This is a genomic window from Bacteriovorax sp. DB6_IX, from assembly GCF_000447775.1.
Taxonomy (GTDB): domain Bacteria; phylum Bdellovibrionota; class Bacteriovoracia; order Bacteriovoracales; family Bacteriovoracaceae; genus Halobacteriovorax_A.
Map to the genome: position 1 here is coordinate 1 of NZ_AUNJ01000376.1, position 22,243 is coordinate 22,243.

At 38.0% G+C, this 22,243-nt stretch carries 27 protein-coding genes and 1 pseudogene; 15 read left to right on the plus strand and 13 right to left on the minus strand.

Features of this window, described 5'->3' with window-relative positions:
- Nucleotides 1-3: 3 nt before the first annotated feature.
- The 4 genes from M901_RS18425 to M901_RS11765 all read left to right on the plus strand — a co-directional run bounded on the left by M901_RS18425 (nucleotide 4) and on the right by M901_RS11765 (nucleotide 1,432).
- Nucleotides 4-273 carry an RHS repeat domain-containing protein gene (locus M901_RS18425; protein ID WP_369793757.1) on the plus strand — a complete coding sequence of 90 codons (270 nt, stop codon included), beginning with the start codon at nucleotides 4-6 and terminating at the stop codon, nucleotides 271-273.
- Nucleotides 173-487 (plus strand): hypothetical protein, encoded by a 315-nt coding sequence (locus tag M901_RS17815; protein WP_034721976.1) that lies wholly within the window; start codon nucleotides 173-175, stop codon nucleotides 485-487. The genes M901_RS18425 and M901_RS17815 overlap by 101 nt, the downstream gene beginning before the upstream one ends.
- Before the next feature lie 352 nt (nucleotides 488-839).
- Nucleotides 840-1,010: a hypothetical protein gene (locus M901_RS17565; protein WP_157679979.1), complete on the plus strand. Its 171-nt coding sequence runs from the start codon at nucleotides 840-842 to the stop codon at nucleotides 1,008-1,010.
- A 110-nt stretch (nucleotides 1,011-1,120) separates the two neighbouring features.
- Complete coding sequence (locus M901_RS11765; RefSeq protein ID WP_157679981.1) at nucleotides 1,121-1,432, plus strand: hypothetical protein; 312 nt, start codon at nucleotides 1,121-1,123, stop codon at nucleotides 1,430-1,432.
- Nucleotides 1,433-1,912: 480 nt separating this feature from the next.
- On the opposite strand, the gene M901_RS11775 is transcribed toward M901_RS11765, so the two are convergent.
- Nucleotides 1,913-3,073 carry a hypothetical protein gene (locus M901_RS11775; RefSeq protein WP_021278444.1) on the minus strand — a complete coding sequence of 387 codons (1,161 nt, stop codon included), beginning with the start codon at nucleotides 3,071-3,073 and terminating at the stop codon, nucleotides 1,913-1,915.
- 138 nt (nucleotides 3,074-3,211) lie between these two features.
- On the opposite strand from M901_RS11775, the gene M901_RS11780 reads away from it, so the two are divergent.
- Nucleotides 3,212-4,282 carry a hypothetical protein gene (locus M901_RS11780; protein ID WP_157679983.1) on the plus strand — a complete coding sequence of 357 codons (1,071 nt, stop codon included), beginning with the start codon at nucleotides 3,212-3,214 and terminating at the stop codon, nucleotides 4,280-4,282.
- Nucleotides 4,270-4,881: a hypothetical protein gene (locus tag M901_RS16645; protein WP_021278441.1), complete on the plus strand. Its 612-nt coding sequence runs from the start codon at nucleotides 4,270-4,272 to the stop codon at nucleotides 4,879-4,881. Before M901_RS11780 ends, M901_RS16645 begins: the two co-directional genes overlap by 13 nt.
- 3 nt (nucleotides 4,882-4,884) lie before the next feature.
- Here M901_RS16645 and M901_RS11790 read toward each other — a convergent pair whose 3' ends face one another.
- From M901_RS11790 to M901_RS11800, 3 genes and pseudogenes are all read right to left on the minus strand, one after another.
- A complete protein-coding gene (locus tag M901_RS11790) occupies nucleotides 4,885-6,702 on the minus strand; it encodes an adenylate/guanylate cyclase domain-containing protein (protein WP_021278426.1) in 1,818 nt (605 codons plus the stop codon).
- A gap of 27 nt (nucleotides 6,703-6,729) precedes the next feature.
- Nucleotides 6,730-7,910 (minus strand): annotated as a pseudogene (locus tag M901_RS11795) (exo-beta-N-acetylmuramidase NamZ domain-containing protein).
- A 98-nt stretch (nucleotides 7,911-8,008) separates the two neighbouring features.
- Complete coding sequence (locus M901_RS11800; protein WP_021278427.1) at nucleotides 8,009-8,947, minus strand: DUF6607 family protein; 939 nt, start codon at nucleotides 8,945-8,947, stop codon at nucleotides 8,009-8,011.
- A 177-nt stretch (nucleotides 8,948-9,124) separates the two neighbouring features.
- Here M901_RS11800 and M901_RS11805 point away from each other — a divergent pair, with 177 nt between their 5' ends.
- From M901_RS11805 to M901_RS11815, 3 genes are read left to right on the plus strand one after another with little or no spacing between them, the layout of a single operon-like run.
- Nucleotides 9,125-9,922: a thymidylate synthase gene (locus tag M901_RS11805; protein ID WP_021278423.1), complete on the plus strand. Its 798-nt coding sequence runs from the start codon at nucleotides 9,125-9,127 to the stop codon at nucleotides 9,920-9,922.
- On the plus strand, nucleotides 9,922-10,416 hold the full coding sequence (locus tag M901_RS11810) for a dihydrofolate reductase (protein ID WP_034721984.1): 495 nt from the start codon (nucleotides 9,922-9,924) through the stop codon (nucleotides 10,414-10,416). The genes M901_RS11805 and M901_RS11810 overlap by 1 nt, the downstream gene beginning before the upstream one ends.
- A gap of 1 nt (nucleotide 10,417) precedes the next feature.
- Complete coding sequence (locus tag M901_RS11815; protein WP_034721985.1) at nucleotides 10,418-10,747, plus strand: hypothetical protein; 330 nt, start codon at nucleotides 10,418-10,420, stop codon at nucleotides 10,745-10,747.
- On the opposite strand, the gene M901_RS11820 is transcribed toward M901_RS11815, so the two are convergent.
- Both M901_RS11820 and M901_RS11825 read right to left on the minus strand, forming a co-directional pair.
- On the minus strand, nucleotides 10,729-11,550 hold the full coding sequence (locus M901_RS11820) for an ABC transporter substrate-binding protein (RefSeq protein ID WP_021278421.1): 822 nt from the start codon (nucleotides 11,548-11,550) through the stop codon (nucleotides 10,729-10,731). The two genes, M901_RS11815 and M901_RS11820, sit on opposite strands and share 19 nt — an antisense overlap.
- Nucleotides 11,551-11,628: 78 nt before the next feature.
- Nucleotides 11,629-12,195, minus strand: coding sequence for a 3'-5' exonuclease (locus tag M901_RS11825; RefSeq protein ID WP_034721996.1), 567 nt, complete (start codon nucleotides 12,193-12,195; stop codon nucleotides 11,629-11,631).
- A 120-nt stretch (nucleotides 12,196-12,315) separates the two neighbouring features.
- On the opposite strand from M901_RS11825, the gene M901_RS11830 reads away from it, so the two are divergent.
- Genes M901_RS11830 through M901_RS11840 form a run of 3 tightly spaced genes read left to right on the plus strand, consistent with a single transcriptional unit; the run spans nucleotide 12,316 to nucleotide 13,880 of the window.
- Nucleotides 12,316-12,594 (plus strand): DUF2282 domain-containing protein, encoded by a 279-nt coding sequence (locus M901_RS11830; RefSeq protein WP_021278420.1) that lies wholly within the window; start codon nucleotides 12,316-12,318, stop codon nucleotides 12,592-12,594.
- Nucleotides 12,595-12,598: 4 nt separating this feature from the next.
- Nucleotides 12,599-13,408 (plus strand): DUF692 domain-containing protein, encoded by an 810-nt coding sequence (locus M901_RS11835; RefSeq protein ID WP_021278428.1) that lies wholly within the window; start codon nucleotides 12,599-12,601, stop codon nucleotides 13,406-13,408.
- Entirely contained in the window at nucleotides 13,401-13,880 is a 480-nt protein-coding gene (locus M901_RS11840) for a putative DNA-binding domain-containing protein (RefSeq protein WP_021278430.1), read from the plus strand. The genes M901_RS11835 and M901_RS11840 overlap by 8 nt, the downstream gene beginning before the upstream one ends.
- Nucleotides 13,881-13,903: 23 nt before the next feature.
- Here the strand turns inward: M901_RS11840 and M901_RS11845 are convergent, their stop codons facing one another.
- Nucleotides 13,904-14,479, minus strand: a complete 576-nt coding sequence (locus M901_RS11845) for a nucleoside triphosphate pyrophosphatase (protein WP_021278440.1) — start codon at nucleotides 14,477-14,479, stop codon at nucleotides 13,904-13,906.
- Nucleotides 14,480-14,595: 116 nt separating this feature from the next.
- Here M901_RS11845 and M901_RS11850 point away from each other — a divergent pair, with 116 nt between their 5' ends.
- The 3 genes from M901_RS11850 (at nucleotide 14,596) to M901_RS11860 (ending at nucleotide 17,320) form a co-directional block, all read left to right on the plus strand.
- A complete protein-coding gene (locus tag M901_RS11850; RefSeq protein ID WP_021278439.1) occupies nucleotides 14,596-15,417 on the plus strand; it encodes a class I SAM-dependent methyltransferase in 822 nt (273 codons plus the stop codon).
- Between the two features lie 20 nt (nucleotides 15,418-15,437).
- Nucleotides 15,438-16,451 carry a hypothetical protein gene (locus tag M901_RS11855; RefSeq protein ID WP_021278434.1) on the plus strand — a complete coding sequence of 338 codons (1,014 nt, stop codon included), beginning with the start codon at nucleotides 15,438-15,440 and terminating at the stop codon, nucleotides 16,449-16,451.
- A 200-nt stretch (nucleotides 16,452-16,651) separates the two neighbouring features.
- On the plus strand, nucleotides 16,652-17,320 hold the full coding sequence (locus tag M901_RS11860; RefSeq protein ID WP_021278424.1) for a transporter substrate-binding domain-containing protein: 669 nt from the start codon (nucleotides 16,652-16,654) through the stop codon (nucleotides 17,318-17,320).
- On the opposite strand, the gene M901_RS11865 is transcribed toward M901_RS11860, so the two are convergent.
- The 6 genes from M901_RS11865 to M901_RS11890 form a co-directional block, all read right to left on the minus strand.
- Nucleotides 17,317-18,648, minus strand: coding sequence for a DUF3373 family protein (locus tag M901_RS11865; RefSeq protein WP_021278419.1), 1,332 nt, complete (start codon nucleotides 18,646-18,648; stop codon nucleotides 17,317-17,319). The two genes, M901_RS11860 and M901_RS11865, sit on opposite strands and share 4 nt — an antisense overlap.
- Nucleotide 18,649: 1 nt before the next feature.
- The gene (locus tag M901_RS11870; protein WP_198295396.1) at nucleotides 18,650-18,910 is read right to left on the minus strand and encodes a hypothetical protein; all 261 of its coding nucleotides are present in this window, start codon (nucleotides 18,908-18,910) and stop codon (nucleotides 18,650-18,652) included.
- 121 nt (nucleotides 18,911-19,031) lie between these two features.
- On the minus strand, nucleotides 19,032-19,640 hold the full coding sequence (locus M901_RS11875) for a transposase (RefSeq protein WP_021278422.1): 609 nt from the start codon (nucleotides 19,638-19,640) through the stop codon (nucleotides 19,032-19,034).
- Between the two features lie 120 nt (nucleotides 19,641-19,760).
- Nucleotides 19,761-20,624, minus strand: coding sequence for a MipA/OmpV family protein (locus M901_RS11880; protein ID WP_021278432.1), 864 nt, complete (start codon nucleotides 20,622-20,624; stop codon nucleotides 19,761-19,763).
- 56 nt (nucleotides 20,625-20,680) lie between these two features.
- Nucleotides 20,681-21,370 (minus strand): lipoprotein, encoded by a 690-nt coding sequence (locus M901_RS11885; RefSeq protein ID WP_021278443.1) that lies wholly within the window; start codon nucleotides 21,368-21,370, stop codon nucleotides 20,681-20,683.
- A gap of 5 nt (nucleotides 21,371-21,375) precedes the next feature.
- Nucleotides 21,376-22,243, minus strand: an 868-nt coding sequence (locus tag M901_RS11890; RefSeq protein WP_021278436.1) for a hypothetical protein, incomplete at its 5' end; no start/stop codon positions are given.

The following is a 22,243-nucleotide window of genomic DNA, read 5'->3' on the forward strand; positions in this document are numbered from 1 at the left end:
GAGATTGATGCTGAGAGTGGATTAAATAACTGTCGAGCGAGATATTATAGTCCTGAGATTGGAAGGTTCATTTCTGAAGATCCGATATTGCACAGTAAAGGGCAGCTAAACAGTTATAGGTACGTATTTAAATTCTCCACACAAATTTGTCGACCCTACAGGGGAGTCATTTATGGGTGTAATAACAATAGGGTGCACAGCAATCACTATTGTAAGTGTTCTTTCTTTTGCATCCGCTATCGATGTACAGATGAAAGAATTGGAAAGTTTTAATAAAGAGATATTAAGGATTCAAGATTACCTCATCAAGAACAATAGGAGGCTTAAGAAAAAATGTAAAGATAGACTCAGTAAGCACCTTAGGTTTTTACAAGAACTAAGGTTAAGTGTTCTTAATAATAATGAATATCTCTCTGTGTATAAGCAGTTTAGCTCAATATCTGCAATTGGCGCTTTTTGCTCCATTACTTCAGCATCAAGGTTCTAATGTGAATAGTTATGTATTGATATATTTTAGTGTCGTTCTTGCTCTTTTTATTTTTAGTGTCTTTTTGAGTTGGTACAAGTGGAGATTTGTCGAAGAAGTAGTTTATAAGAACCTTACTTACTTGAACAAGGCAGTTGTTCGACTGCCGTTCTTGTTGTATGGTCGCTTTGATGTGAAGTTTTATGTGTTTCGCGAACTTTCGTTCGCCTTATATTTACTGATAATAGTCTTGATCTTCTTTTCTCGTGACATTTTACTGGGTCGTTTCGGAGGGAGTTAATGAGCATAACTCCCTAGATAAGATATTTTAGCAATCTTTGAAAAGCAAGAAGATGAAAGCTTTAACCTTGCAATGAAGTATCTTCATGGTCCAGGTATTGATGAGCCGATTAAAGGATTTATCAAAAAAATAGATAAGCTTCTTGATGAGCTGAATGATGATTCTGTAAATAACTGCACTCCAAGCAGAAGAGAGATTTTAAAAAAAGAATTGGCTAGATTGATTTATATAAAAATATATTAAGAAATAAATCATTTAAACTTAAGCATTTGTATAGGTGATATTAAATGAAATTAAAAAATAGAAAATCAATTCAAAATGTAATCGGTATGTCTTTGTTGGGATTATGTTTTATGTTTGTTAGTTCACCGTATGTGCTCGATACAATTGAGCTCAATGTTTCTCAGGTTAGTTACTTTGTTTTTGGGTTCTTTGTTATTGTTCTTTTTGGCTTAACAGTTTATAAAATTGATACAGTCGTTGAAAGGTGTGATGATGATTCAATTGTGACTTCAATTTATAATATTGCAAAACCTCTTTTTGTGGTCGTGTTGATACTTCTTTTAGTTGGCTATGAATCTGTTAGCAAGAGATATAATAAATACTCTAGGTGGAAGTCTTCTATAAACAGTCTGGAGAAGATAGTTAAATGTCAAAAAAAATAGAGGTAGCTAGCAGTTACCTTGCAGAAGCTAAAGACAGCTTAAAGTTGTATAATACAACGCTATCAGAAAATGTAACAAAAGAAATAAGTAAAGAGCTTAAGTAACAGATTTTTTCCTCCTTCGGAAATAACCAGGTGCCATAACCAGGTGCCATGCACCTTTTGTTTCGCAGTTGCTAAGATATTCATCTCGAAGAGTGATCTTTAGGAAGTTTGAATATGGGCCAATTTACGGGCCTATTTATTTTTGTCTTGCTCAACTCTGGAATAATTATTGAACTAAACTCCCTGCGATCGTGATGTCCTTTTTCACGGCCGATAAATTCAAACTTTACTTTTGAATTTGAGTAATTCTGTTTTTGAGAGGCGGATGCCATGCACTTATCCTTTCACATATGCTAACAAATTCTTATCGAAAAGTTATATTTTATGAGGATAAATAAGAGCTTGTTGACAGTCCTATTTATTTTTAGTTTCTTTCTCAAAATAAAAGTAGCCTTTCTAAATCCTGAAAATAACCTTTAAACTCTGCCCTATCTTGTTTCCAAAGAAAGTCTGGTCGATCTTCGCTTATCCATTCTCCACCGATGATTTCTCCCTTCTTGTTAAGCTCTAAATCGTATTGGTAGTGCTTTGAACTAAAGTCTCTTGCATTTTCTCTGTAATCCCAGTGTTGGGCCCTCTCAATGACATAGTGAAGTTCGAGATAAATTCTAATGACCTTGTCAGTTCCAAAAGCTCTTTGGTCTTCACGTGGGTTGAGCTCTTTAACGATATGAGCGTCATAGGCAAAGACGGGTTGATTCCAAACTTCAAAATCTCTTGTGATGTCGACGATAAAGCCCTCGTTCAAGCGTGAGATTTGGTTGGCCAATGCGATATGAAAAGAGCCCGCATTGACATCAAGACACTCGGCCCTATCTAGACTTCTTCTGAGTTCTTCATATGAAATCTCTCCATCATCAAAGCGCTGTCTTAATTCATTGAAGTCAACATTACATCTCTTACCCAAAAACCAACTTCTGGATTCTGAATAGTGCATGAAGAAAGTGAGAAGGGCCTTGATATCAGAGGCACCAAAAGGAATTTGAATTCCATCTGGATTTTCTAGCTTAACAGGTGCTGGGTTAGCAAAGAGTAAAGTTGCTGGTGCCCAACCATGGCAGAGGCCTTCCCAAGTCGGAATATCAAAATCAAAATCAAAGCTTGGGTGCTCTGGATCAGTTCTTAGAACTTGTGTTCTTTGAAGTTCATGATTCACTAGGGGATATTGGTATTCTCCAAGGAGCAGATCATACTTTTCTGCTGGGGACAAAGATGCTAGTTGCTGTTGAGTAAGCTTCCTTAGTTGTGCCTTTGTATAAAGTTGATAGCTAAACCTTGTTTCATCATCGTATCCACTATCATTCCATCTGTAGGCGATGCCACCTTTATAAGTCGGCCAATAATCTCCTGACCACGGTCTTTGATCGAGACTTCCACTTAATTCTAGGGAAGAAAACTTATTGATATAGCGATATGTGCGAGTCATATAATCCAGCCCAAGACGATAGGGATCATTTTCTCTATCCCAGATGACCTTGTCCCAAGCTATTGAATTTATTGTAAATAGAACCATGAATATGATGAGTATTGCTCTCATGTCTTCCCCTCATTTATTAGACAGACACAATATAGATTATTTGCATGGCCCTTGAATCTGATCTGGCCTAGGTTTTTTCCTCTAATAGGCAATATATTTCCTTGGTTTTAAACGGGGGGAACAAGGTAAAATATCTTTATGAAATGGTTCGTAGTACTGATTACCGCACTCATGCATAATTTTCTATTCGCTTATAATTATCAAGACTTGTCTTCTAAGTATGAAGCACAGGCCCAGGCCTTCTTTAAAGATTTTCAATATAAGGATTATCAAAGCTTCTACCGTCAAAGACATGAGTCTCATTTAGTTGATCAAGTGTATTTAAAAGGTGAGTCGCAATTCTTTATCAAGATAGGGCTTAGGGCCGAGAAGTCTGAGACCAATAAATTTCTGAAGCATCGCGATCTGATTGTCTATAATACTCACTTCTCAAATATCCCGGTGGCCATCTCTTTTAAGAAGATGAATTCTTTGCAAAGAAGAAGTGTCCTAAGATCTTTAAAAAGTTATTTTCGCTATCAGAAGTTATACTCACTAATTGAGCTCTTCATTCCTAGCGCTCAGGCGCAAGATTGTATGAATCAGATGGCACCTATTGTTGATGTGGAGAATCTTACGGCACCTGTGCAAAAGTTTAATCGCGACTATTTAATGTCACAGGCCACAGGTTGTGTCCAAAAGGCCCTAAGTGGTGCTTGGGATCGCACGGGTGGTGTTGTTGAAGATATTGGAAGAGGACTTTGGAATTTTATTAAGTCTCCGATAAAGAGCGCCGGAGAGTTTTGGGATAAGGCCGTTGATACTTATAAGGTGACAAAGGAATTCGTCACAAAGATCGACGAGAAAATGGCCGCGCTAGGTGATGCTCTAGGAAGCCTAACTTTAGAGTCACAGGTTCAATTAGTTTGTTCTCTGGTTGGAAATATCGGAGGAAGTGTTCTCTTAGGTGTTATAACTGGAGGCCCTGCAGGATTGGCCAATGCAATGAGCTCTCTTGCTTCGATGACCAATAGGGTTGTGAAGGCCACGAAGGCCCTCTCTATCCTCGATAAACTCAAGTATGCCAAGAAGATTGGAAACGACAAATTTGAAGAGCTTATCAATAAGATGCTCACAACAAATAAAACAGTTGAGTTAGATCGTGTTAATGAACTTGCCAATAATAATATGACAAGACTGACGATGGAGTATGCTTCATGTGCCTTATGAGAAAGATTCTGTTGCCATTGATCGTATTTTCTAGCCTTGGCCTTTCAACGCACACTCTTGCTGCGAAGAAATGTGGTGATCTTGAGCTAAAAGTCCAAAAGATCCTAGAGGCCCAAAATACTCTCACGAGACGTGGAATTCGTGGGGATATGAGAAAGGAGATCAATAAGCTTCTGGACGAGGGCGTTGATATTCACCCAATGTTCTTTCAGCAAGTCCTCCAATCAAAGAGTCTTGTCACTAATGGCTTTAAGAAGAAAAAAGATATGGTTGAGCATGCTCGAAAGCATGGTGATGAGTTTGAATTTAAGAGTGAGAAACAGTACTTGAGAAAGGCCGAAGACTTCGCAAAATCCCGTGATGAAAATATCATGACCTTTAGAAGTGCAGATGATTATTACCGTTATAATCCTACCACCAATGAATTTATGATTGTTGGAAAGTCTAATAAAGTCATTGGAACTTATTTTAAACCGAGCTTAAGAATAATTAATGAAAGACGTCTTAAAGATGGCCTGCCAAAGTTTAATAGTATTTCAGAATGGTTTATTAAAAATAAGTGGGAAAGATTTAATCTGAATAATAATTTTAAGAATTAGCTTCTATTCTTTTAGCTTTAGAGTAAAAGTTCTTCTTGCTTCTTTTTCTGAAGCAAGCTGATATGTCCCTTCTGTAATAATCCAGTTCTCAGTGTGAGTCTCTTTTAAGTGGTCCATAAACTCATTTGAAATGGCCAATTCCTGTGCCTCTGCATTGGCCTGAAGTTTTGCTGCGTAATTGACAGTATTTCCAAAGTAATCAATTCCAGTATTTCTATTAACACCAATCACTTTCCCAATATGGGCACTTGCTCTAAGCTCAAAGGGAAACTCTGTTCTTTGCGGATTGAAGTGACGATGCATTTTCTCACAGGCCAAGACGGCCTTTCTTGGATTTGGAAAACTTGCCATAACAGCATCACCAATAGTTTTGATAATGACACCATCACAGGCCTCAAATATTTCTTCAATGGCCTCAAAGTGGGGAGAAATTTTTCTATAGGCCTCTTTATCTCCTACGTCTTGATAAAACTTTGTCGATGCCACAATATCGGTGAAAACGATGACTTGTTCTCCAAGATAGAGTTGTACGCCTTTATTTAGTGATTGCTCTTTAAAAAACTTTTTAAAAATATTCTTCGAGAAAATATCTTTAGGCCTCAGTGTATTGGGATCAGTGAGTTCAACCTCGATAATTAGTCTACCGTCCTTGAACTTTTGGCCTTTTCTTATATTAAAGTCATGTGAAAGATTTATCTCGTGTAACTCTGAATCTAGATCAAGCGCTTTATTTTCAGCTTCACTGACTTTTAAAAATTTTAGATAGTCATGACCGAGAATACGCATACGATAGCGTCCTGATTCAAGTGAAAATACTTGAGACTCATCTAATTCCTGGATATTCCACTGTAGTTTAATATGTTTCTTTCTTGCAGGCTCAGCTGCGCAGAACTGCTGCTTTGGAACCTCTCTAATATCTGGGTGAATCTGAAAGCTAACCTCTACTGAATTCTCACCATTCGTTTGAAAATTTATTTTACAGCTTTCACAGTGATCGACCTCTAGCAGATCAATGAGATCCTTGGCCTTTGTTCTCTCTCCAAGGCAACTTGGACAAATAATATCCCAGCTTATCTCGAAAACCTTATGGTAGGTTGCGATAAGAAAGCTATTAAGAATTTCAGAGGGTGACTCTTCCCATTTTCTTGCAAGCTCAATTGGCCGTAATTTATAGAGATCGAGTTCGTCTTCAGTGGTAATAAGATCAAAGAATTTCTTTAAATGCTCTTTTGGGGCCCCATCCTTTTGGGCCTTTGAAAGACGCTCTTCAAGTCTTTTCAAAGGAGTTGACTCTAGTTTTTTTGAGCTCTCTTTGAAGTAGCTCGGAATAAGCGCTCCTGCATGAAGCTCCTTGTCCATCTCTTTGATTAAGTTGAGTAGCTGACCTACAACTTTAGGTACCCCAGCTCTTAATAAGGTATTGGAGAGTAGTCCCTTTGAAGTAAAGCCCATATAGACATAGAGTTTCTTATTATGAAAATAGAAGATACTATGATTGAATTTACCAAAACCTTTGAGATACTCTCTATCAACGATAATTGATTTTCCAAAATCCCAATTCCATGAGCGCTCAATCCATTCTTGCTCAAGGCCTAGCATCTTGGTGCTAACATGGAGTTTTCCGTCTACTTCTTTTTCATCACGATGAGACATTCCAAGAGCGCGATTGATTCTTGATGAGTCAGAGAGCCAACTCCAAATGGTCTGCGCCTCTGATTGTAGCTCTATGCTTTGGAAGTTTTCAATGAGTTGAAGCTCTTTGTTAAGGGAGTTTTTTGGCCATGGATAGAGCTTTAGGAGTTCGTCTTTTGTTAATTCCATACTCGCAACCTCCATGGCCGAATGATCTTAGTAGAGAAGTGATTTCTTTCTACGATCTAAGAACTCTTGATTATTAAATTGCTCTAGCTTATTTAATTCTTCAACAGAGAGACCTTTTTCTACCCAATGTCTAATGGCCTCACTTCCGTTGATGAGATCAATTGGGAGCTTTTCGTATTCATATTCATAGGCCTTCTGTGTCCATTCGAATTTATCACCTAGAAAGTGGTAGAGTTCACGGCAAAGAAATTGTCCCAATTGCCAAGAGCGAAACTCTCTATGTTCACTGACATGTATATGAATTCCACCACATGCTGTATTGGCATGTTTTTGAAAAGTTGCATAAAAACAGTTGGCCTTAGATGAAATCCTCCAGCACTTAATTCAGAAAGTTTTGGTTTGATTTCCTCATAGAAGCTATAGGCCTCGATGGCCGGATGTCCAATGACTTCCAGGCTTCTGGTCGTACCTCGGCCCTCACTAATATTTGTTCCTTCATAGAGAACAGTTCCACAAAAAGTAAGTGAGCCATCAGCAGTTGGTAAATTTGGAGAAGGGTTGACCCATGGAAGATTTGTCTCATTCCAGAACATTTCTCTTTTCCAATTTGTCATAGTAATGACTTCTAATTCAACATCTAAAGAAAAATAGTCCTTAGCGTAGAGGGCCACTTCTCCCATTGTCATAGCATGACGTTGGGGGATAGGCATACAGCCTACAAAAGAAGAGTATTCCTCTTCTAGTATATTTCCCTCAATCATTTCACCACCAACAGGATTAGGGCGATCGAGGATCACTACTTTAATATTCTTCTTAGCGCAGGCCTTGAGAATATATGTCATTGTCGTGATATAGGTATAAACTCTAGTTCCAACATCTTGGAGATCGATAACAAATGTATCAACACCTTCAAGCATTTCTTCAGTTGGCTCTCTCGTCTCACTATAAAGTGAATATACAGGGAGTTTGAAGAATGGGTGAGTGTAGTGATCTGTTTCAATCATATTGTCCTGAACATCAGAAACAAATCCATGTTGAGGGCCAAAGATTTTTACAAATCTTTCTTTAAATAAATCTTTAAAAATATTGACTGCAATTTCGAAGTTCTTATCTACACTTGCCGAGTGGCATAGTAGTGCGATATTTCCCACAAGCTTATCTTGTAGAGACTTTTCTTCCTTGAGTCGTTCTAGTCCAATTTTAAGCATAGAGATATTTTAAAGAGGTTTTAAATTGAAGTAAAGAGAATAAAGATGAAAAGGAAGCGCCACCGAAGTAGCGCTTTGGGATATTTAGGAATTTTTGCTTAGTCGACAATGTGATCTGTGATGATACTCTTGATTTGAGCGCGACCACTGTCAGATGAGTATGGCCCGTTGGCGTGAAGTTTTTCATCTAACATGAATAATTTCATCCATAGTTTGCTACCATACTTATTGAAGTCTAATTTTACTGATTGGTTTGTGTAGAGAACTTCTTCCCAGATACCCTGAGCATCACGCCAGAAGTTCTTATGTGTCTTCCACCAGTCAATGGCCGGTTGACACTTTGAGTCCGCGACTTTGCGATAAGTATTATAACTCTTTTCCATCGCAATTTTCTTTTCAACACCTTCTACGGAACGGCTGATTTTGATATTATTTTGATCGTGAACATGCCCATAAGGTGTTAGCTCATGTCGATTACCTCTTCTAAGAATATTGTAATCTTCTCTTACACTAAACTCTCTCCTTGGTAGAGGAGCGTTTGCATCACATTCCCAATAACTCTTCTTACTTGTGTGAATCCATGGTGCAGAACATTCATATCTTGGTGAATCATCAACTTGATAAACTCTTTGAACCCAAGTTCCACTCTTGTCGCTAACTTCTTTCTTTGTCCAATTTGAGAAGCCACCAAAATCTAGCGCGTGAGATGCCTGATAGTCCCACTTTTGTCTCCAGTGTTTGACAATCATATCACCTGGAGTAATAAGTAGGTGTTGCATATTAATAGATTGCTCATCTTTTGTGTTAACTTCAGAATCAACAAAAATCCACTCGAGAGCTCCCGATCTGTAGCGTGGGTAGTGCTCGTAGTCTCTATCGTAAGCGAATGTCTCCGCACTTTGAAAAACGATCTCATAACAACCTGTCATGGCCTTGATCGATTCTTTGTCCTTGTTGAGGTCAATAGTTAGACCTGCTTGTGCACCTAGTCCAAATGACGCAAGTGCTAGAATACTTAATGCATTTTTTAAGTTCATATAATCCCCTTGATTTTTCAATGTGTTTTATTTTGAGTATAAAAGTTTGAGTTGTCAAACAAAAATATGCTCCCGCTTATTTCTTTTTAATTTCACTATTTTGAAGCGCTGAACGATGGCCAGAGCTTTTCAAAAAATTCTATAATTAGAAAACACGCAAATACACGGAGGGACTTAGTGAAACAATATCTCGACCTTATGAAACACGTTTTAGAAAACGGTGAAACGAGAGAAGATAGAACGGGAACAGGAACGATTTCTGTTTTTGGATATCAGGCACGTTACGACTTACAAGAGGGATTTCCCCTTGTGACGACAAAGAAATGTCACCTAAGATCTATCATTCATGAACTTCTTTGGTTCATCAATGGAGATACAAATATTAAATATCTAAAAGATAATAAAGTTTCTATTTGGGATGAGTGGGCAGATGAAAATGGAGACCTTGGTCCTGTTTATGGTTATCAATGGCGACATTGGAAAAGACCAGATGGTTCTGAAGTTGATCAAATTGCCAATCTGGTAAAGGGTTTAAAAGAGAACCCAAGATCGAGAAGACATATTCTCACTGCTTGGAACCCGGCCGATGTTGATAATATGGCCTTGCCTCCTTGTCATGCATTTGTGCAATTCTATGTTTCACAAGATGGGAAATTATCATGTCAGCTCTATCAAAGATCTGCAGATATCTTCCTAGGGGTTCCTTTTAATATTGCCTCATATGCACTCTTTACAATGATGCTTGCGCAAGTTTGTGGTTATGAACCTGGAGAGTTTGTTCACACAATGGGTGATGCTCACCTTTACTCTAATCATATTGATCAGGCCAAGCTTCAATTAACTCGTGAACCTCACGCGCTACCTACAATGTGGGTAAATCCTGAAGTCAAATCAATCTTCGATTTTAAGTATGAAGACTTCAAGCTAGAGGGTTATGGGGCCCATCCTCATATTAAAGCAGCTGTGGCCGTTTAATGAAACTCTCATTAATCGCAGCAATGGGTAAGAATAGGGAGTTGGGACTTGATAACCAGCTCCTTTGGCATATTCCCGCTGATCTAAAAAACTTCGTCAAATATACAAAAGGTAAACCCATTATCGTTGGTCGAAAAACATTTGAGTCTTTTGGAAAACCTCTTCCTAAACGTCTCAATGTTGTGATTACTCGTGATAAGACATATGAGTATGATCATGAAGATGTCATTATTTTTCACGATCCTGATGAAGCCGTTTCTTATCTTAGAGAACGTGAGATTGAAGAGGCCGTTGTCTGTGGTGGTGCTGTTATCTATAAGTACTTCATGGGGCAAGTGGATTCCATATACTTAAGTCGTGTGGATTGGGAAGGGAAGGCCGATACATTCTTTCCAGAGTTTAATGAAGCAGACTTCACCATTACTGAGACGCAAGAATTTGAGTCCACGGAAAAGACTCCATTTTGGAAGTTTGAAATCTATGAAAGGAAATAATATGTTTAAGTTCTTTATCGTAAGTCTCGTTTCGATTTTTAGTCTTAGTGTTTTTGCTACTAGTAATGATGTTATTGAGTACACAGATATCACAAATAAGAAGGCCATCTACAAGTTTCTCTTTGTGAAGCATCCAATCCTTCTAAATCAAGATTGTCATAGAAGAGTATTTGAGGGACGTGCTGCCAAAGTCTATGTGGCCATGGGATGTAAGATTACGCGTCTTGAACTTGATAAGAGTGAGGCCAGTCCAACAATGGCGGCCATTCGTGCAACTTATCAATGTGAAGAAGAAAGTTTTAAGTACACAGCTCACTGCGAACTTAAGTAGTTCGCAGTTGATTTATTGGGAGCATTCTCTTTAAGATAGAGGCGAAAGTATTTCTCTTCCAGCTCTTTGAATTTTCCTTCTTTTTTCCATTGGAGAGTTCTTTTCTCAAAGTGCTCAATGATTTTATTGATATTCTTTTTTGATTTAAGAGAAGCCCCTAAATACATTCCCGTTTGAATGACTGGCCTTGAATGGATTTGGATTTTATCATCAACACCCATTTGTGCCATAACGGCAATACCCGCACTCTTACCGGCAACGACATAGTCTGTACGACCTTTTAGAAGAAAACGAAAACACTGCTCTGTTTTAGTGAGCCTCTTTATCTTCAGTACTTTTCGATTGTACTGATCAAACTCATCACCAAAGCTATCATTAATAATGGCGGCCCCTTTATAGGCCCTAAGATCTGAGAGTTTTGTGAATTTTAAATTAGAGCCTTTTCTTATAAATAGAACTGTCTCATCCATCATAAAAGGTGTTTGAGGATAGAGATATTGTTTCTCTCTTGGTTTTGTTAAATAGGGAGGCAAGATAATATCTACATTTCCCTCGCTAACTTCTTTCAGGGATCTTGCCCAAGTGGCAATCGGTCTATTTTTGACCTTGTAATCCAATTCTTTTAGAAAAGTCTCTGTGGCCTCAACCGCAATCCCCTTTAACTTATCATCTTTTTTTGAATGCCAGATGACTGGGGGATAATCAGGGTGACCAGTTATGGAAACTATATTTTCATTTGAGGCCTGTGTGTTTAGGCCTTGAATTAAGAGTAATGTTAAGAAGAAGTTAACAAAAATTTTCATAGAGCTATTATAGTCTATTATGTCCTGAAAATATAAAAGATTGATAAGATTGGTTAACAATCTCATGGAATCTTTAGTTTATCTTAAGGCTTGAAAGAGCTTAAGGCTTACTTCCGAGTCTGTGGCAGCGTAATTAATTTGTGCAGGGGTTAAAGTTGGCTGTTCCCAGTTAGAAAGTTTTGCCTTCTTTGAAATCCTCTTATCCAAAAGTAGCCCTGCCAACGATCGTAGTCCTAGGGTGATAATTCCCTTTTCCTTTGCAAGATCCGCCACATCGATAAAGGCCTTGGCCTTAAACTTTCTAATGCGATTAAGATGCTTAATATCATCGTGAATGGCGACGCCAACTTTTTTGATATTCTCGTCTTCTAAGATGGCCGCGAGCTCTTGGTTAAATGGTACCTGGTTAATTCTGAAGAGATAATTCTTACTTTCAGTAGAAAGTTGAAGGAGCGAGACACTATAGCTTTCACCTTTTGAAAAAGAGGGTCTTGTCTCAGTGTCAAACCCGAGCACAGGGGCCTTTCTAAGCTCCTCTATGGCCTTTGCCATCTGCTCTGGCGCAATAATTAATTCAATGTCATTTTCTAGCTTATATAGTGGAAGCTCATTAATGGCTTCTTTAGATATTCTTTTTTGTGTCATGTGAACAGTATAGGGAAATTCACACATATGTCTAATAAATAAAAATATTCCATTTTCTTTGTAACATAACTCTTTTGAGCTCCACTAAGAAGAAAATAAGAACAAAATAAGGAGGAAGAAATGAAAAAAGCACCACTTCTAGTAGCCGCGGCCCTGACGGGATTTATTATGACACCATCTCAAGCAGATGCTGCCCCAAAATGGGCAAAATCTGGTGATACGATTGTCAAATGTCGTGGTATTGCCAAAAAAGGCGCCAATGATTGTGGGGCCAATGGGCATGATTGTGCCAATATGGCCAAGAAAGACAACGATCCAAAAGAATGGGTCTATGTTCCACAAGGTGTTTGCGAAAAGATCGCAGGTGGAGTTGTTTATAAGTCTAAGAAAGTAAACTAAGACGATGTTAAATGCTTCAGGAGGCGTAGGTATAAACCTACGTCTCGAATTTATCGATGAAATACTAGAGAAGAAACCGAAGATCGATTTCTTAGAAATCATTGCGGATAATTGGCTCTCCGTTGGGCCTCATCACAAGAAGCTTGCTGCCCTAAGAAAAGATTATGAGATCTCTTTTCACTGTGTGGGAATGAACCTTGCGGGATCAGATGAGTTGAGTCGAGATTATCTTAATGAGATCAAAAGCCTTATTCAGCAATATTCTCCCTTTCAGGTTTCTGATCATCTCAGTGTGCAAAAATATCGTGGGGTTTGCTTTCACGATCTTTTACCACACCCATTTAATAATAAGTCCCTCATTAATATGAGTGAAAGGATTAGCTACATCCAAGACTTTCTTGGTACGGAAATCCTGGTAGAAAATCTTTCATACTATCATCAATTTGAAAGTAGCGATCGCTCTGAAGCATCTTTTATTAATGAGCTTGCTAACTTAACAGGCTGCTCTGTACTTCTCGATTTGAATAATATCTGGGTTAATGAAATGAATTTTGGTCTAAGCACTAAGGACTTTTTAGACGAGTTGAACTTGGATGTGGTTAAGGAAGTTCATGTGGCAGGTGCCGAGAAAAAGGGGGAACTCTTTATCGATACTCACGGTAGTGATATCCATCCCGAGGTTTTGAATATTCTTGCCGGCCTGCGAAAGCATTTAGGTGGCCTTCCTATAGTTTATGAAAGAGATAATAATCTTCCTGACTTTTCTAAAATTCTTGAACAGAGAAATCTCATCGTCGAGGTCTTAAATGGATGATAAGTTTTATAATGATATTCTTGAGCTTGCTGATTTAAATAATCCTTACCAGGCAAATTACTTCTATGCTCATCTCTTTCAATTAGAAAAAGTTTTTGTAAGTGTCAGAACTATTCTTGGCCAAAATAATTTTAAGTATTTTGCTTCACAGTTTATTAAAGAGATTCACTCTGATGCTGAGAATATGGACTTCTATGGTTGGGATTTTCCAAAGTTCCTCGCAAATAGAGTCGAGCTTAGTCAAATGCCATATCTGAGAGACTTGGCCTCAATAGATTATTATTGGTTTAATCTAGGTCAGAGAAATAAAGATATCTCAGTTGTCTGTGGAGCACTTAATCTATGGAGCAAAGTGATCAATTCCGAGAATACCGAGGGTGTCGAACTCAATGCTGATCATAGTGAGATTGTAGAATTATATTTGGAAGGGGAGCAATACTTTTTAAGGGCAAGTCGGGGAGCATGTAAGTAAGAGACATACTCCCTTATGAAGATCTAGAGGACTTTGACGTCAAATTTCTCTAACTGTGTTGTTAGAGAAATTAGTGGCAGGCCAATAATGGCCGAATGATCAGGACACTCTATGGATTTAAATAGAGATATTCCTAAGGTCTCTAGCTTATAAGCACCACAACTATAGAGTGGCTCGTCTAATTCGACATACTTTCTAATTTGCTCATCTGTTAAGTCTCTCATCGTCATCTTAGAGATAACAGTTTCTACAATTTCTTTATCTTTTGTAATAAGAGCGTAACTTGTAATAAGCTCATGAGTCTCATTTCTTAACTTCTTTAATTGGGCCATTGCATTTTCTGCTGTTCCTGGTTTTGAGAAAATTTCTCCCTTAAAGTTGAGAACTTGGTCGGCCCCAATAACGAGGTCATTGGGATATTTCTCTAAGACGGCCTTGGCCTTTTCAAGACTTAATTCCCTTGAAATCTCCAAAGGTGTTTTACTTGAGTTCTTTATTTGGTCTTCGTCTATATCTGGTGAGTAGGTATCAAAAGGGACTCTCAATTGTTCTAATTGGGCCTTTCTAAACTTAGATGAGCTTCCTAGCACTAATTTCATTTTATCTCCTTTATCTATGTCCTTATAATTAGGTCAATCGAGATCATTTGGCCAGTGACTTCCTTAAATATTTATGCCAATTATTCCGATAAGTTAAACACTTTAAGGGAGGCCAGATGAGTAAAGAAGAATTTCCTTATCTCCATGGTTTTGACGATATTGAGCAAAACCGATTAAGAAAACAAGCAAGATTCACTGAACACACTGTTTATGACGGCATTAATTTAAGTGAAGTTAAGAATTTGATTGAAGTCGGAAGTGGTGTTGGTGCACAGACTGAAATTCTTCTAAGAAGATTCCCTGATATGAAAGTGACATGTATTGACCGAAGCGAGAATCAAATTGAGTCGGCCAAGAAGAGTCTTGAGTTACTTTCTTATGCAAAAGATCGTTATTCAATTCATCAGATGGATGCCACTGATATAGATTTTGACTCTTACCAATTTGATGGAGCATTCCTATGTTGGATTTTAGAGCACGTTCCCGACCCGAGTAAGGTCCTAAGTGAAGTAAGGAGAGTCTGTCGTCCGGGTTCTGTTATTTATATTACTGAAGTTATGAATTCGAGTTTCTTTCTTGAGCCATATTCTCCTAATGTTTGGAAGTATTGGATGGCCTTCAATGATTACCAATATGATATGAAGGGTGATCCCTTTGTTGGTGCAAAGCTTGGTAACCTGCTTCTTCAACAGGGATATAAAGACATAAAAGTAGAGACGAAGACATGGCATCTCGACAATCGACGTCCAGCTAAGAGAAAAGAGTTTATTAATTTTTGGCACGAACTTCTCTTATCGGCGAGTGATCAGCTCGTTAAGGAAGGTTATGTTGATGAAGAGACTGTGGCCAATGCCAAGGAAGAAATGAAGCGTGTTTCAAATGATCCAAACGCAGTTTTCTACTATTCATTTATTCAGGCAAAAGCAAAAGTCTTTTAAGATATTGAACTAGGAATTGAATGAAGAAGTGGTCTTTTGTTCTATTTACGCTTGCACTGATGCTCCTAACATTAAGGACTCAAGAGCAAACGCGAAAACCGGCAAGTCTCTATGAGCTTGTGGGGCAGAGCTGTCAAAAGGCCGTAACTTCATTTAAGTCAAAGTATATTTACAATCGCTCTCGTTATGAGCGTTATTACCAGAAGTTTCTAGATAGCGGAACGAGTTTAGAAAAGTCGAAATTCAAAGATCTTGAAGAGTATATCGCATGGCTTGATGTCAGCTTAAAAGAGCACAATCTCTCTCTCGGGGACTACTTTCTTTCTAAGTCCGCCATGAGAAATTACTATGACAAGCTCGTTCTTAATAGCACTCGTCCTGATCATCTTAGCCGTTACTTCTTTAATGGCGCTCTGGAAGAGTACTTTAAGAAATCTATTTCTTTCATCGATTTTGGTATTCAGGATCAGAAGGTATTAAAATACTATATGGCCAAGAAGCTTGCAGATGAGGCCTTGGAAAAACTATCTAAAACTCAAAACTCAAGACTCAGAAAGTATCTTGGCTACGCAGGAGAAACTCTTTCTTATATTCCTCTGGCCTTTGGTATGCCACCACTAAAGCTTCCAAACTTTAAAATGGCCACGGAGAGAGGACTGCTTGATGCCAGTGCTCAAGATGAGATTAAGGCAATTTTCCTAGAGTTGTCGGGAGAAGATATTGGCCTGTTAAAAACAAAAATAAAGTATGATCAATTTAGAAAGTACTATGCTTTTTCTATCTCTGCCTTCTATCTCTACTATACTTACGAACAGCTTTCTCAGGTTGGTGAAGATGTTGATATGCTCAAGAAAGTTAACGAGACTATGGATCTGACAATTTCGGATCTTAAAGAAATGTCTAGTCCAAGTTGTGAGAGTATTTATCGCTGCCTTGAAGACTACAAATCAGAATGGGAAAACGAGGACGACGAACTCTACCTGGAATACAAGAACATCTGCCACGAAGTCTTCGAAATCTCAGAAGAATGTTAGGTGCCATGCACCTTTTGTTTCGCAGTTGGCAATTTTGATTGCCAAATTCTTGGCAGTTTTAAAGATTAATGATTATAAGGCATCTTTTTAATTCGTTAATGAACTCTTTCTAAATAGTGTAAAAGATAGAGATTTTGAATATGCATAATCTATGAGTTTATTTTGCTATTTCAAATATCATTATCACTTAGAGTAGGTATATGAAGTTTTTTGTTATTCTTATTGTCGCTGCATTCGTCATTTCTACCGTAGCAAAGGGGGACTCTCTCTATTTCTACTCTATCCAAGAAACAAGTCTCTCTGATGAGGGGTACTATCTAAAAATGGCCAAGAAGATTGCCGCAGACAATAAAATGGCCTTTCACAAGGCACCTTTTAATCGTAGCTTGAGAAGCTTTTTAGAGGATAAGCAGGGATGTATCTTTCCGATTGATCCTATTCTTGTAACTAAGGAATCACGCGATCCAGTGATTTTCTCTGTTAATATTTTAGAGGCCCCTCTTCGCTTTTTCATGTTAGAAGAGAATTTAGAACGAGCTCCAGGCTTTCCAAAGGTTGTGGCCGTTAACCGCTCTATGCTAAAGTATTTGAATTCTGACTTTAAGAAGAAACATAAAATCTTTCAAGTGAACTCAGATATTCAATTGATTGATATGTTAGCAAAGAATAGGGTTGATGCTGTTGTGGCCCTTGAGCCTGATTTTCAAAATCTTTTTAAAGAATCAAAATACTATGTTGTTGAAGGTATTAAGACCAAAGCTTATGGTCATATTATTCATCAAGTGAGAGACGTTTTAGCGTGTAAGAAGAGTCTCAAGAACTCAACTCTTATTAATGGTCTTAATAAGTTTCTTAAAAGGCATGATTAGAAATGCGCTATAAATCTCGAATAGGTTACATTTGTCTTTAAATTAGCAGGACTTCCAAGTGTAAAAACACCTCCTGTAAAAGTTCTCCATGTCTTCTGTTGATAAGCTCCTACGATGAGGCTGAGTGCAGAATTTATATGGTTCGTATAAAAAATATGTGCTGTTTTAGATGCCGTAACACCATAGAGGTTGGCAATTTCAGCCTTGGCGGAGTTTGAGGTTGTTCCATAAGTATCATTGTAAATATATTCGAAACCTATATAGTTTTCTTCAAAGATTTCATTCTTGGCGCCAAGCCAAAGGTTATAACCTGTTGTTGATTTTTCTGGGCCATTTGAATAGAAGCCTCCTGTTGTACATGTTGTACCACTTCCAATTAGACATCCCTTAGATTTTGTCCAGGAGTACTTATAAGTAAGATAGAGATCTGTATTGGTATCTAGGACGTTTGTAAACTCATTATAAAAAGAGAGAGTCGTAAATGAGGCGGTATTATTACCAAGAGCTGTAGTTCCATTATTTACAGTATAAAAATCAAGATTATTAACTCTCATGATCTGGAGAATTGTGCTTGACGACTCTGCAAAACTCATTTGATATTTCTTTAAGTCAATGTTCAAAACAAAGACGTCACTTTTTGAATCAAGTTTTGCCCCATCAGAGTTTCTGACTCCCTCAAGTGTACTAGAAAAATTCGGTGTCTGAAATGGCGTGTAGATCGCTCTTGTTTTCAAGTTCCATCCATTTCCTGTAAATTCTTTTGTCAGTGCCATACCGTCAAATATTGCTGAGAATGAGGCCAGAGGGTAAGAGCCAAGTTCTGAAGAAGAGAGGTGGAGGTGTTTTGGGCCACCATCAATTGTAGGTAACCTTCCAATTGAGAGAATATATGATTTTGCGAAACTCCAGTTAATAAAAGCCCTTTCCACATAGACTTCACCATTGGTCTTATTTCTGCCTGTGCTACCTGAGAGTGCCGTGACTGGGCGGTTTCCATAGGCATAGAAATCATTCCAATATTTTGCCATACTTAGTCGACCATAGAATTGAACATCTCTATGGGGTTTTGCATCGAGATTGAGTCTAAAGAAATTAGAAAAATAACTATTGCTAACATTCTTACTTGCTGCTGAGTCATCCTTATCTTCTCTGGTAAAGTTATCATAGCGAGTTTCTAATTCTCCTGAAAAGTTGAGGAAACTACTATAAGTTTTAACCTCTATTTCAGCGAGGCGTTTCTCAATTTCCTCAAACCTCTCTTGAGAGGCATTTGTTGAAAATGCTAGGGTAATAAATAATATGGTCAAGTTTATAAAAGACTTTTTCAAGTTAATCTCCAATGGAAGATGAGTTATCGACACATTTTAGACGGCAAGTGTCATCAAGTTTGATTTTGCCTTTATTGCAAAGGCGATATTTGACAACATTTCCCGTACGTCCTCCTGTCGCAAGTTCTTTGGCTTGTTTATCTGTCTTTGAGCACTGCAGTTTCACTGCCTTTAAAAATGACTTCTTTGCATCAGCTCGCACATTCGCACCGATAACCAAGAAACCAGCCAATGCCACCCATTTCATCTTCATTTTTTCCATATCATTATATTCAAACAAAAAACATTGCTTGTAAATAAATTCTTCTCAGGTAGGTGCCACAGGTAGGTGCCATGCACCTTTTGTTTCGCACTTGCTAAGTAGTTAGGTATTACTTTGATTTTTAGATTGCCCTTCTACTTGAATTATTTTTCGGAACTGAAAAGATAGGCTTTTTTACGGCCGCTGATATAGTGTAGTATTCTTTTTTGTTTAACTCATTAATCCAGTTTAAAAAATCATTAACTTCATGTAGGTACGGATTTCTTAATTTGATACCTAAGTTTATTGAATTGATATGATAGTGGAGAGTGCTGTAGTGGTAGTTTTCACATTTACTTGAGAGTCCTGCAACCAGGGGATTCTGATAGATATATTTTAAGACAGTCCTATAGTACTCCATAGAATTTATCAGGCACCATTTGTATCTATCTCCAAATATTCTATTAATACGTCCTGTTCTTCTTCTAATCTTTTTACTGATGTAAGAGTTCATATCAAACATAAATAAATCAATATTCTCAAGTGGTGTCCAAATCATGAGATGGTAATGGTTACTCATTAGGACAAAAGCCTGGACTTCGCAGTTATGCTTCATATTCGCAAATTTGATTGCTTTGATACAAATATTCCAGACTTCATTCATTGGTAAGTCGAACCATTCTCTATTATTTGTTCGAATTGTTATATGGTATGGATAATTTGCAGTTCTAATTAGACTTCTTCTAGGCATAGAAAGTTGATAGTCAATTATTCTCAAGATAGTAATCTATTTGTTACTCTTTCTTCCAAATTTTTCTCTTTTGATTTAGCACCTGCGAAACAAAAGGTGCATGGCACCTAGTCGTGGCACCTAGTCGAGGACGGTTTGTTTTGATTTGTAGAAGTTCCAGTAGATTCCGAAGACGGTGGAGGTGTTGGTGGTTTTTGTGAGTAGGGGGCTGTTGCGGTTAGCACTGTCTTTGTAAAGTGATTGAATGAGGCCAGCGAAGATGTAGATATCTTTTTTTAAGGGGTAGTTATAAAGTAGGGCGAGGCTATATTCGGCGACACCAGAGTCGGCCTGGTAGAAGGGTCTTGTCGGTGTCACATATTTTTGTGGGACGCCATAGTAGTATTGGTGCCACTTCTGAGTTGCGTATTTTACACTGAGAAATGAAGCAAAGAGATCGTCGTCAGTAAAGAGACTAATTCTTCTCAATGTGAAAAACGGATTAAATACGAGACCACGCTCATGCATATTTTCAAGAAAGCCCGTTGAGAAGGCCATTCTTGTTGCAAAGTGAAAGTCAAAGTCCCATGGATTTGTCTTGCTGACTTTGAGGATATTGTAGAGGAAGCGTGGCCCAAACTCGATAAGTGCATCCAGCTCATTCATGCCCTGTCTGACTTTTGTATCATCTCCATCACTTGCTAAGGTTCCATCGAAGCTCACATCTAACTCAACTCTGTCTCCACTATAGAAAATACCACGGGCACCTTCTTCTCTTTTAAGCCTAAATGTCTTTCCACGATAAAGTGCTGTTGGAAAGGGGAGAGTGACTTTCTTAGTTGTTGAGGCCCCTGGATAGTGAGGAAATTGTGAGTGAAGAACTCCTGCACCAAGCTCGTAGAGGGGGCGTTCTCTCTTTCCAAAACTCTTCTTAGAATTTGGTGCTTCGGCCATGGTCAATGACGAAGAAAGAGTAAGAATAAGAAATAGAAAAAGGAGCTTCATAGAGCTCCTTTATATCAAAAAATAATGAATAATTATAGGTGTTTATTTGTTTTTTATTAATTCTTAACACACTCTTCAGTCAATCGTGATCTCATTTCTTCTAATCGAATTTCATCGTTCATAACTCTTTCTTCAAGAATAGAGAGTTCTGGAATATTCTCTGAAATCTCTTCGATCGTTTCGAGTTTATCCTTGGCCTCTTGTAAGAGTTGGTAGAGTTGGTATTCTTTGATCCCAATATAAATAGGTGCGGCCGCCATAAGAACAGTCGCTAGGTGCTTAACTTTTTGCGCCTTCTTCTTATTGTCGATATCATCAATAATAAGTTTTTGAACCTTTTTCATAAAACCGGCCTTGTAACCATGATCAAGGAGTTTACTGATAATTCTTGATCCTACAAAATTAAAGGCAATTGTCCCGGCCATGATTCCAGCATTTTGTCCCATATCTTTATAGATTTCTGTCTTATTATCATTAAGAAGATCCATCATGAGGAGAATATCGACTTCTTTGGCCGTGAAGAATGGTTGCCCATCTTTTTGAGCTTGTGTGATATTTGACCACTCTTGCCAGCTGGCCGCTTCTTGAAGTTTCTCACTTAAGAATATTGCCTCTTCAAGCTCATTATATTGAGTTTTGGTCTTTTCAAGTTTATCTTCCATAACCTGAATCGTACGACAGCTAATCGCACTGGCCTGCATACTAAAGCTTAGAGTGAGTAGTGTGGTTAGTAGTAGTTTCTTCATTGTTATTACCTTATAAGTCCTGGGAAGCTACTTGACTTATTTGTCTCAACTTCCAAATTAAATGCTTGGTCTTGTTTGTATTCTAGAAATTTCTCTCCAAGATTAAAGTCTTCCATTTCTGCGATGACTGTTCTTGTATTGTCACTTTCAAACATTTCCCAAATCTTCTTAAAGTTCTTCTCTCCACGAATAATTTTAAGATTGGCCTTTTCACCTACTTCGATTCCATCAGTTAGGACACCATGAGTATTAGCATCGGCCTCTCCTATAAAATACCATTTCTCAGTGATACTTTCTCTTGTGGCCTCACTTGAGCAGACGTGGAAGTTGTTCTTATTCTCTTTGAGGTCAGTCAGAATAAAACACTTCTTGATCTTGGCCTTAAAACTTCCCGTGATAGAGTTATAATTTAGTTTGACAGGTGTCAGTGTTGTGAATGTTCTTGTGAACATCATGTGCATTTTGGCATTCACTTTCTCATTAAAAGCTGTATGTGATTTTGTTACACCTGCAGTCATTAAGAAAACACTTGGTGGACCATCATAGTAAATTGAAGCAGAGATACTTTCTGTTGTTGTATCACTTGTTCCCCATGATTCACTTGATCTATATCCTTTGGCGGCCATAAAGGCATACCCACGATTTAGGCTTCCTGCATTTTCTTCACTTCCTGGGATGATGTCTACTCTTGAGACTCTATGATCTCTTTCAAAATCATTTAACTCAACAGTGTCGACAACATGGGTGGCCCCTTGAAGGTGAAAGTAGCTTGAGCTATCTTCTTTACAGTTCTTTCTGTTTAAGTAGTTTAGCATTCCTGGGTAGAGCATTTCACAAATCTTATGTGAGATTGTTCGAGGTGTTTTCTTCTCA

Coding starts and splice junctions, on each gene's coding strand:
- M901_RS17815 (WP_034721976.1), top strand. CDS start 173: ATGGGTGTAATAACAATAGGGTGCACAGCAATCACTATTGTAAGTGTT.
- M901_RS17565 (WP_157679979.1), top strand. CDS start 840: ATGAAGTATCTTCATGGTCCAGGTATTGATGAGCCGATTAAAGGATTT.
- M901_RS11765 (WP_157679981.1), top strand. CDS start 1,121: ATGTTTGTTAGTTCACCGTATGTGCTCGATACAATTGAGCTCAATGTT.
- M901_RS11775 (WP_021278444.1), bottom strand. CDS start 3,073: ATGAGAGCAATACTCATCATATTCATGGTTCTATTTACAATAAATTCA.
- M901_RS11780 (WP_157679983.1), top strand. CDS start 3,212: ATGAAATGGTTCGTAGTACTGATTACCGCACTCATGCATAATTTTCTA.
- M901_RS16645 (WP_021278441.1), top strand. CDS start 4,270: ATGTGCCTTATGAGAAAGATTCTGTTGCCATTGATCGTATTTTCTAGC.
- M901_RS11790 (WP_021278426.1), bottom strand. CDS start 6,702: ATGGAATTAACAAAAGACGAACTCCTAAAGCTCTATCCATGGCCAAAA.
- M901_RS11800 (WP_021278427.1), bottom strand. CDS start 8,947: ATGAACTTAAAAAATGCATTAAGTATTCTAGCACTTGCGTCATTTGGA.
- M901_RS11810 (WP_034721984.1), top strand. CDS start 9,922: ATGAAACTCTCATTAATCGCAGCAATGGGTAAGAATAGGGAGTTGGGA.
- M901_RS11815 (WP_034721985.1), top strand. CDS start 10,418: ATGTTTAAGTTCTTTATCGTAAGTCTCGTTTCGATTTTTAGTCTTAGT.
- M901_RS11820 (WP_021278421.1), bottom strand. CDS start 11,550: ATGAAAATTTTTGTTAACTTCTTCTTAACATTACTCTTAATTCAAGGC.
- M901_RS11825 (WP_034721996.1), bottom strand. CDS start 12,195: ATGACACAAAAAAGAATATCTAAAGAAGCCATTAATGAGCTTCCACTA.
- M901_RS11830 (WP_021278420.1), top strand. CDS start 12,316: ATGAAAAAAGCACCACTTCTAGTAGCCGCGGCCCTGACGGGATTTATT.
- M901_RS11835 (WP_021278428.1), top strand. CDS start 12,599: ATGTTAAATGCTTCAGGAGGCGTAGGTATAAACCTACGTCTCGAATTT.
- M901_RS11840 (WP_021278430.1), top strand. CDS start 13,401: ATGGATGATAAGTTTTATAATGATATTCTTGAGCTTGCTGATTTAAAT.
- M901_RS11845 (WP_021278440.1), bottom strand. CDS start 14,479: ATGAAATTAGTGCTAGGAAGCTCATCTAAGTTTAGAAAGGCCCAATTA.
- M901_RS11850 (WP_021278439.1), top strand. CDS start 14,596: ATGAGTAAAGAAGAATTTCCTTATCTCCATGGTTTTGACGATATTGAG.
- M901_RS11855 (WP_021278434.1), top strand. CDS start 15,438: ATGAAGAAGTGGTCTTTTGTTCTATTTACGCTTGCACTGATGCTCCTA.
- M901_RS11860 (WP_021278424.1), top strand. CDS start 16,652: ATGAAGTTTTTTGTTATTCTTATTGTCGCTGCATTCGTCATTTCTACC.
- M901_RS11870 (WP_198295396.1), bottom strand. CDS start 18,910: ATGGAAAAAATGAAGATGAAATGGGTGGCATTGGCTGGTTTCTTGGTT.
- M901_RS11875 (WP_021278422.1), bottom strand. CDS start 19,640: ATGCCTAGAAGAAGTCTAATTAGAACTGCAAATTATCCATACCATATA.
- M901_RS11880 (WP_021278432.1), bottom strand. CDS start 20,624: ATGAAGCTCCTTTTTCTATTTCTTATTCTTACTCTTTCTTCGTCATTG.
- M901_RS11885 (WP_021278443.1), bottom strand. CDS start 21,370: ATGAAGAAACTACTACTAACCACACTACTCACTCTAAGCTTTAGTATG.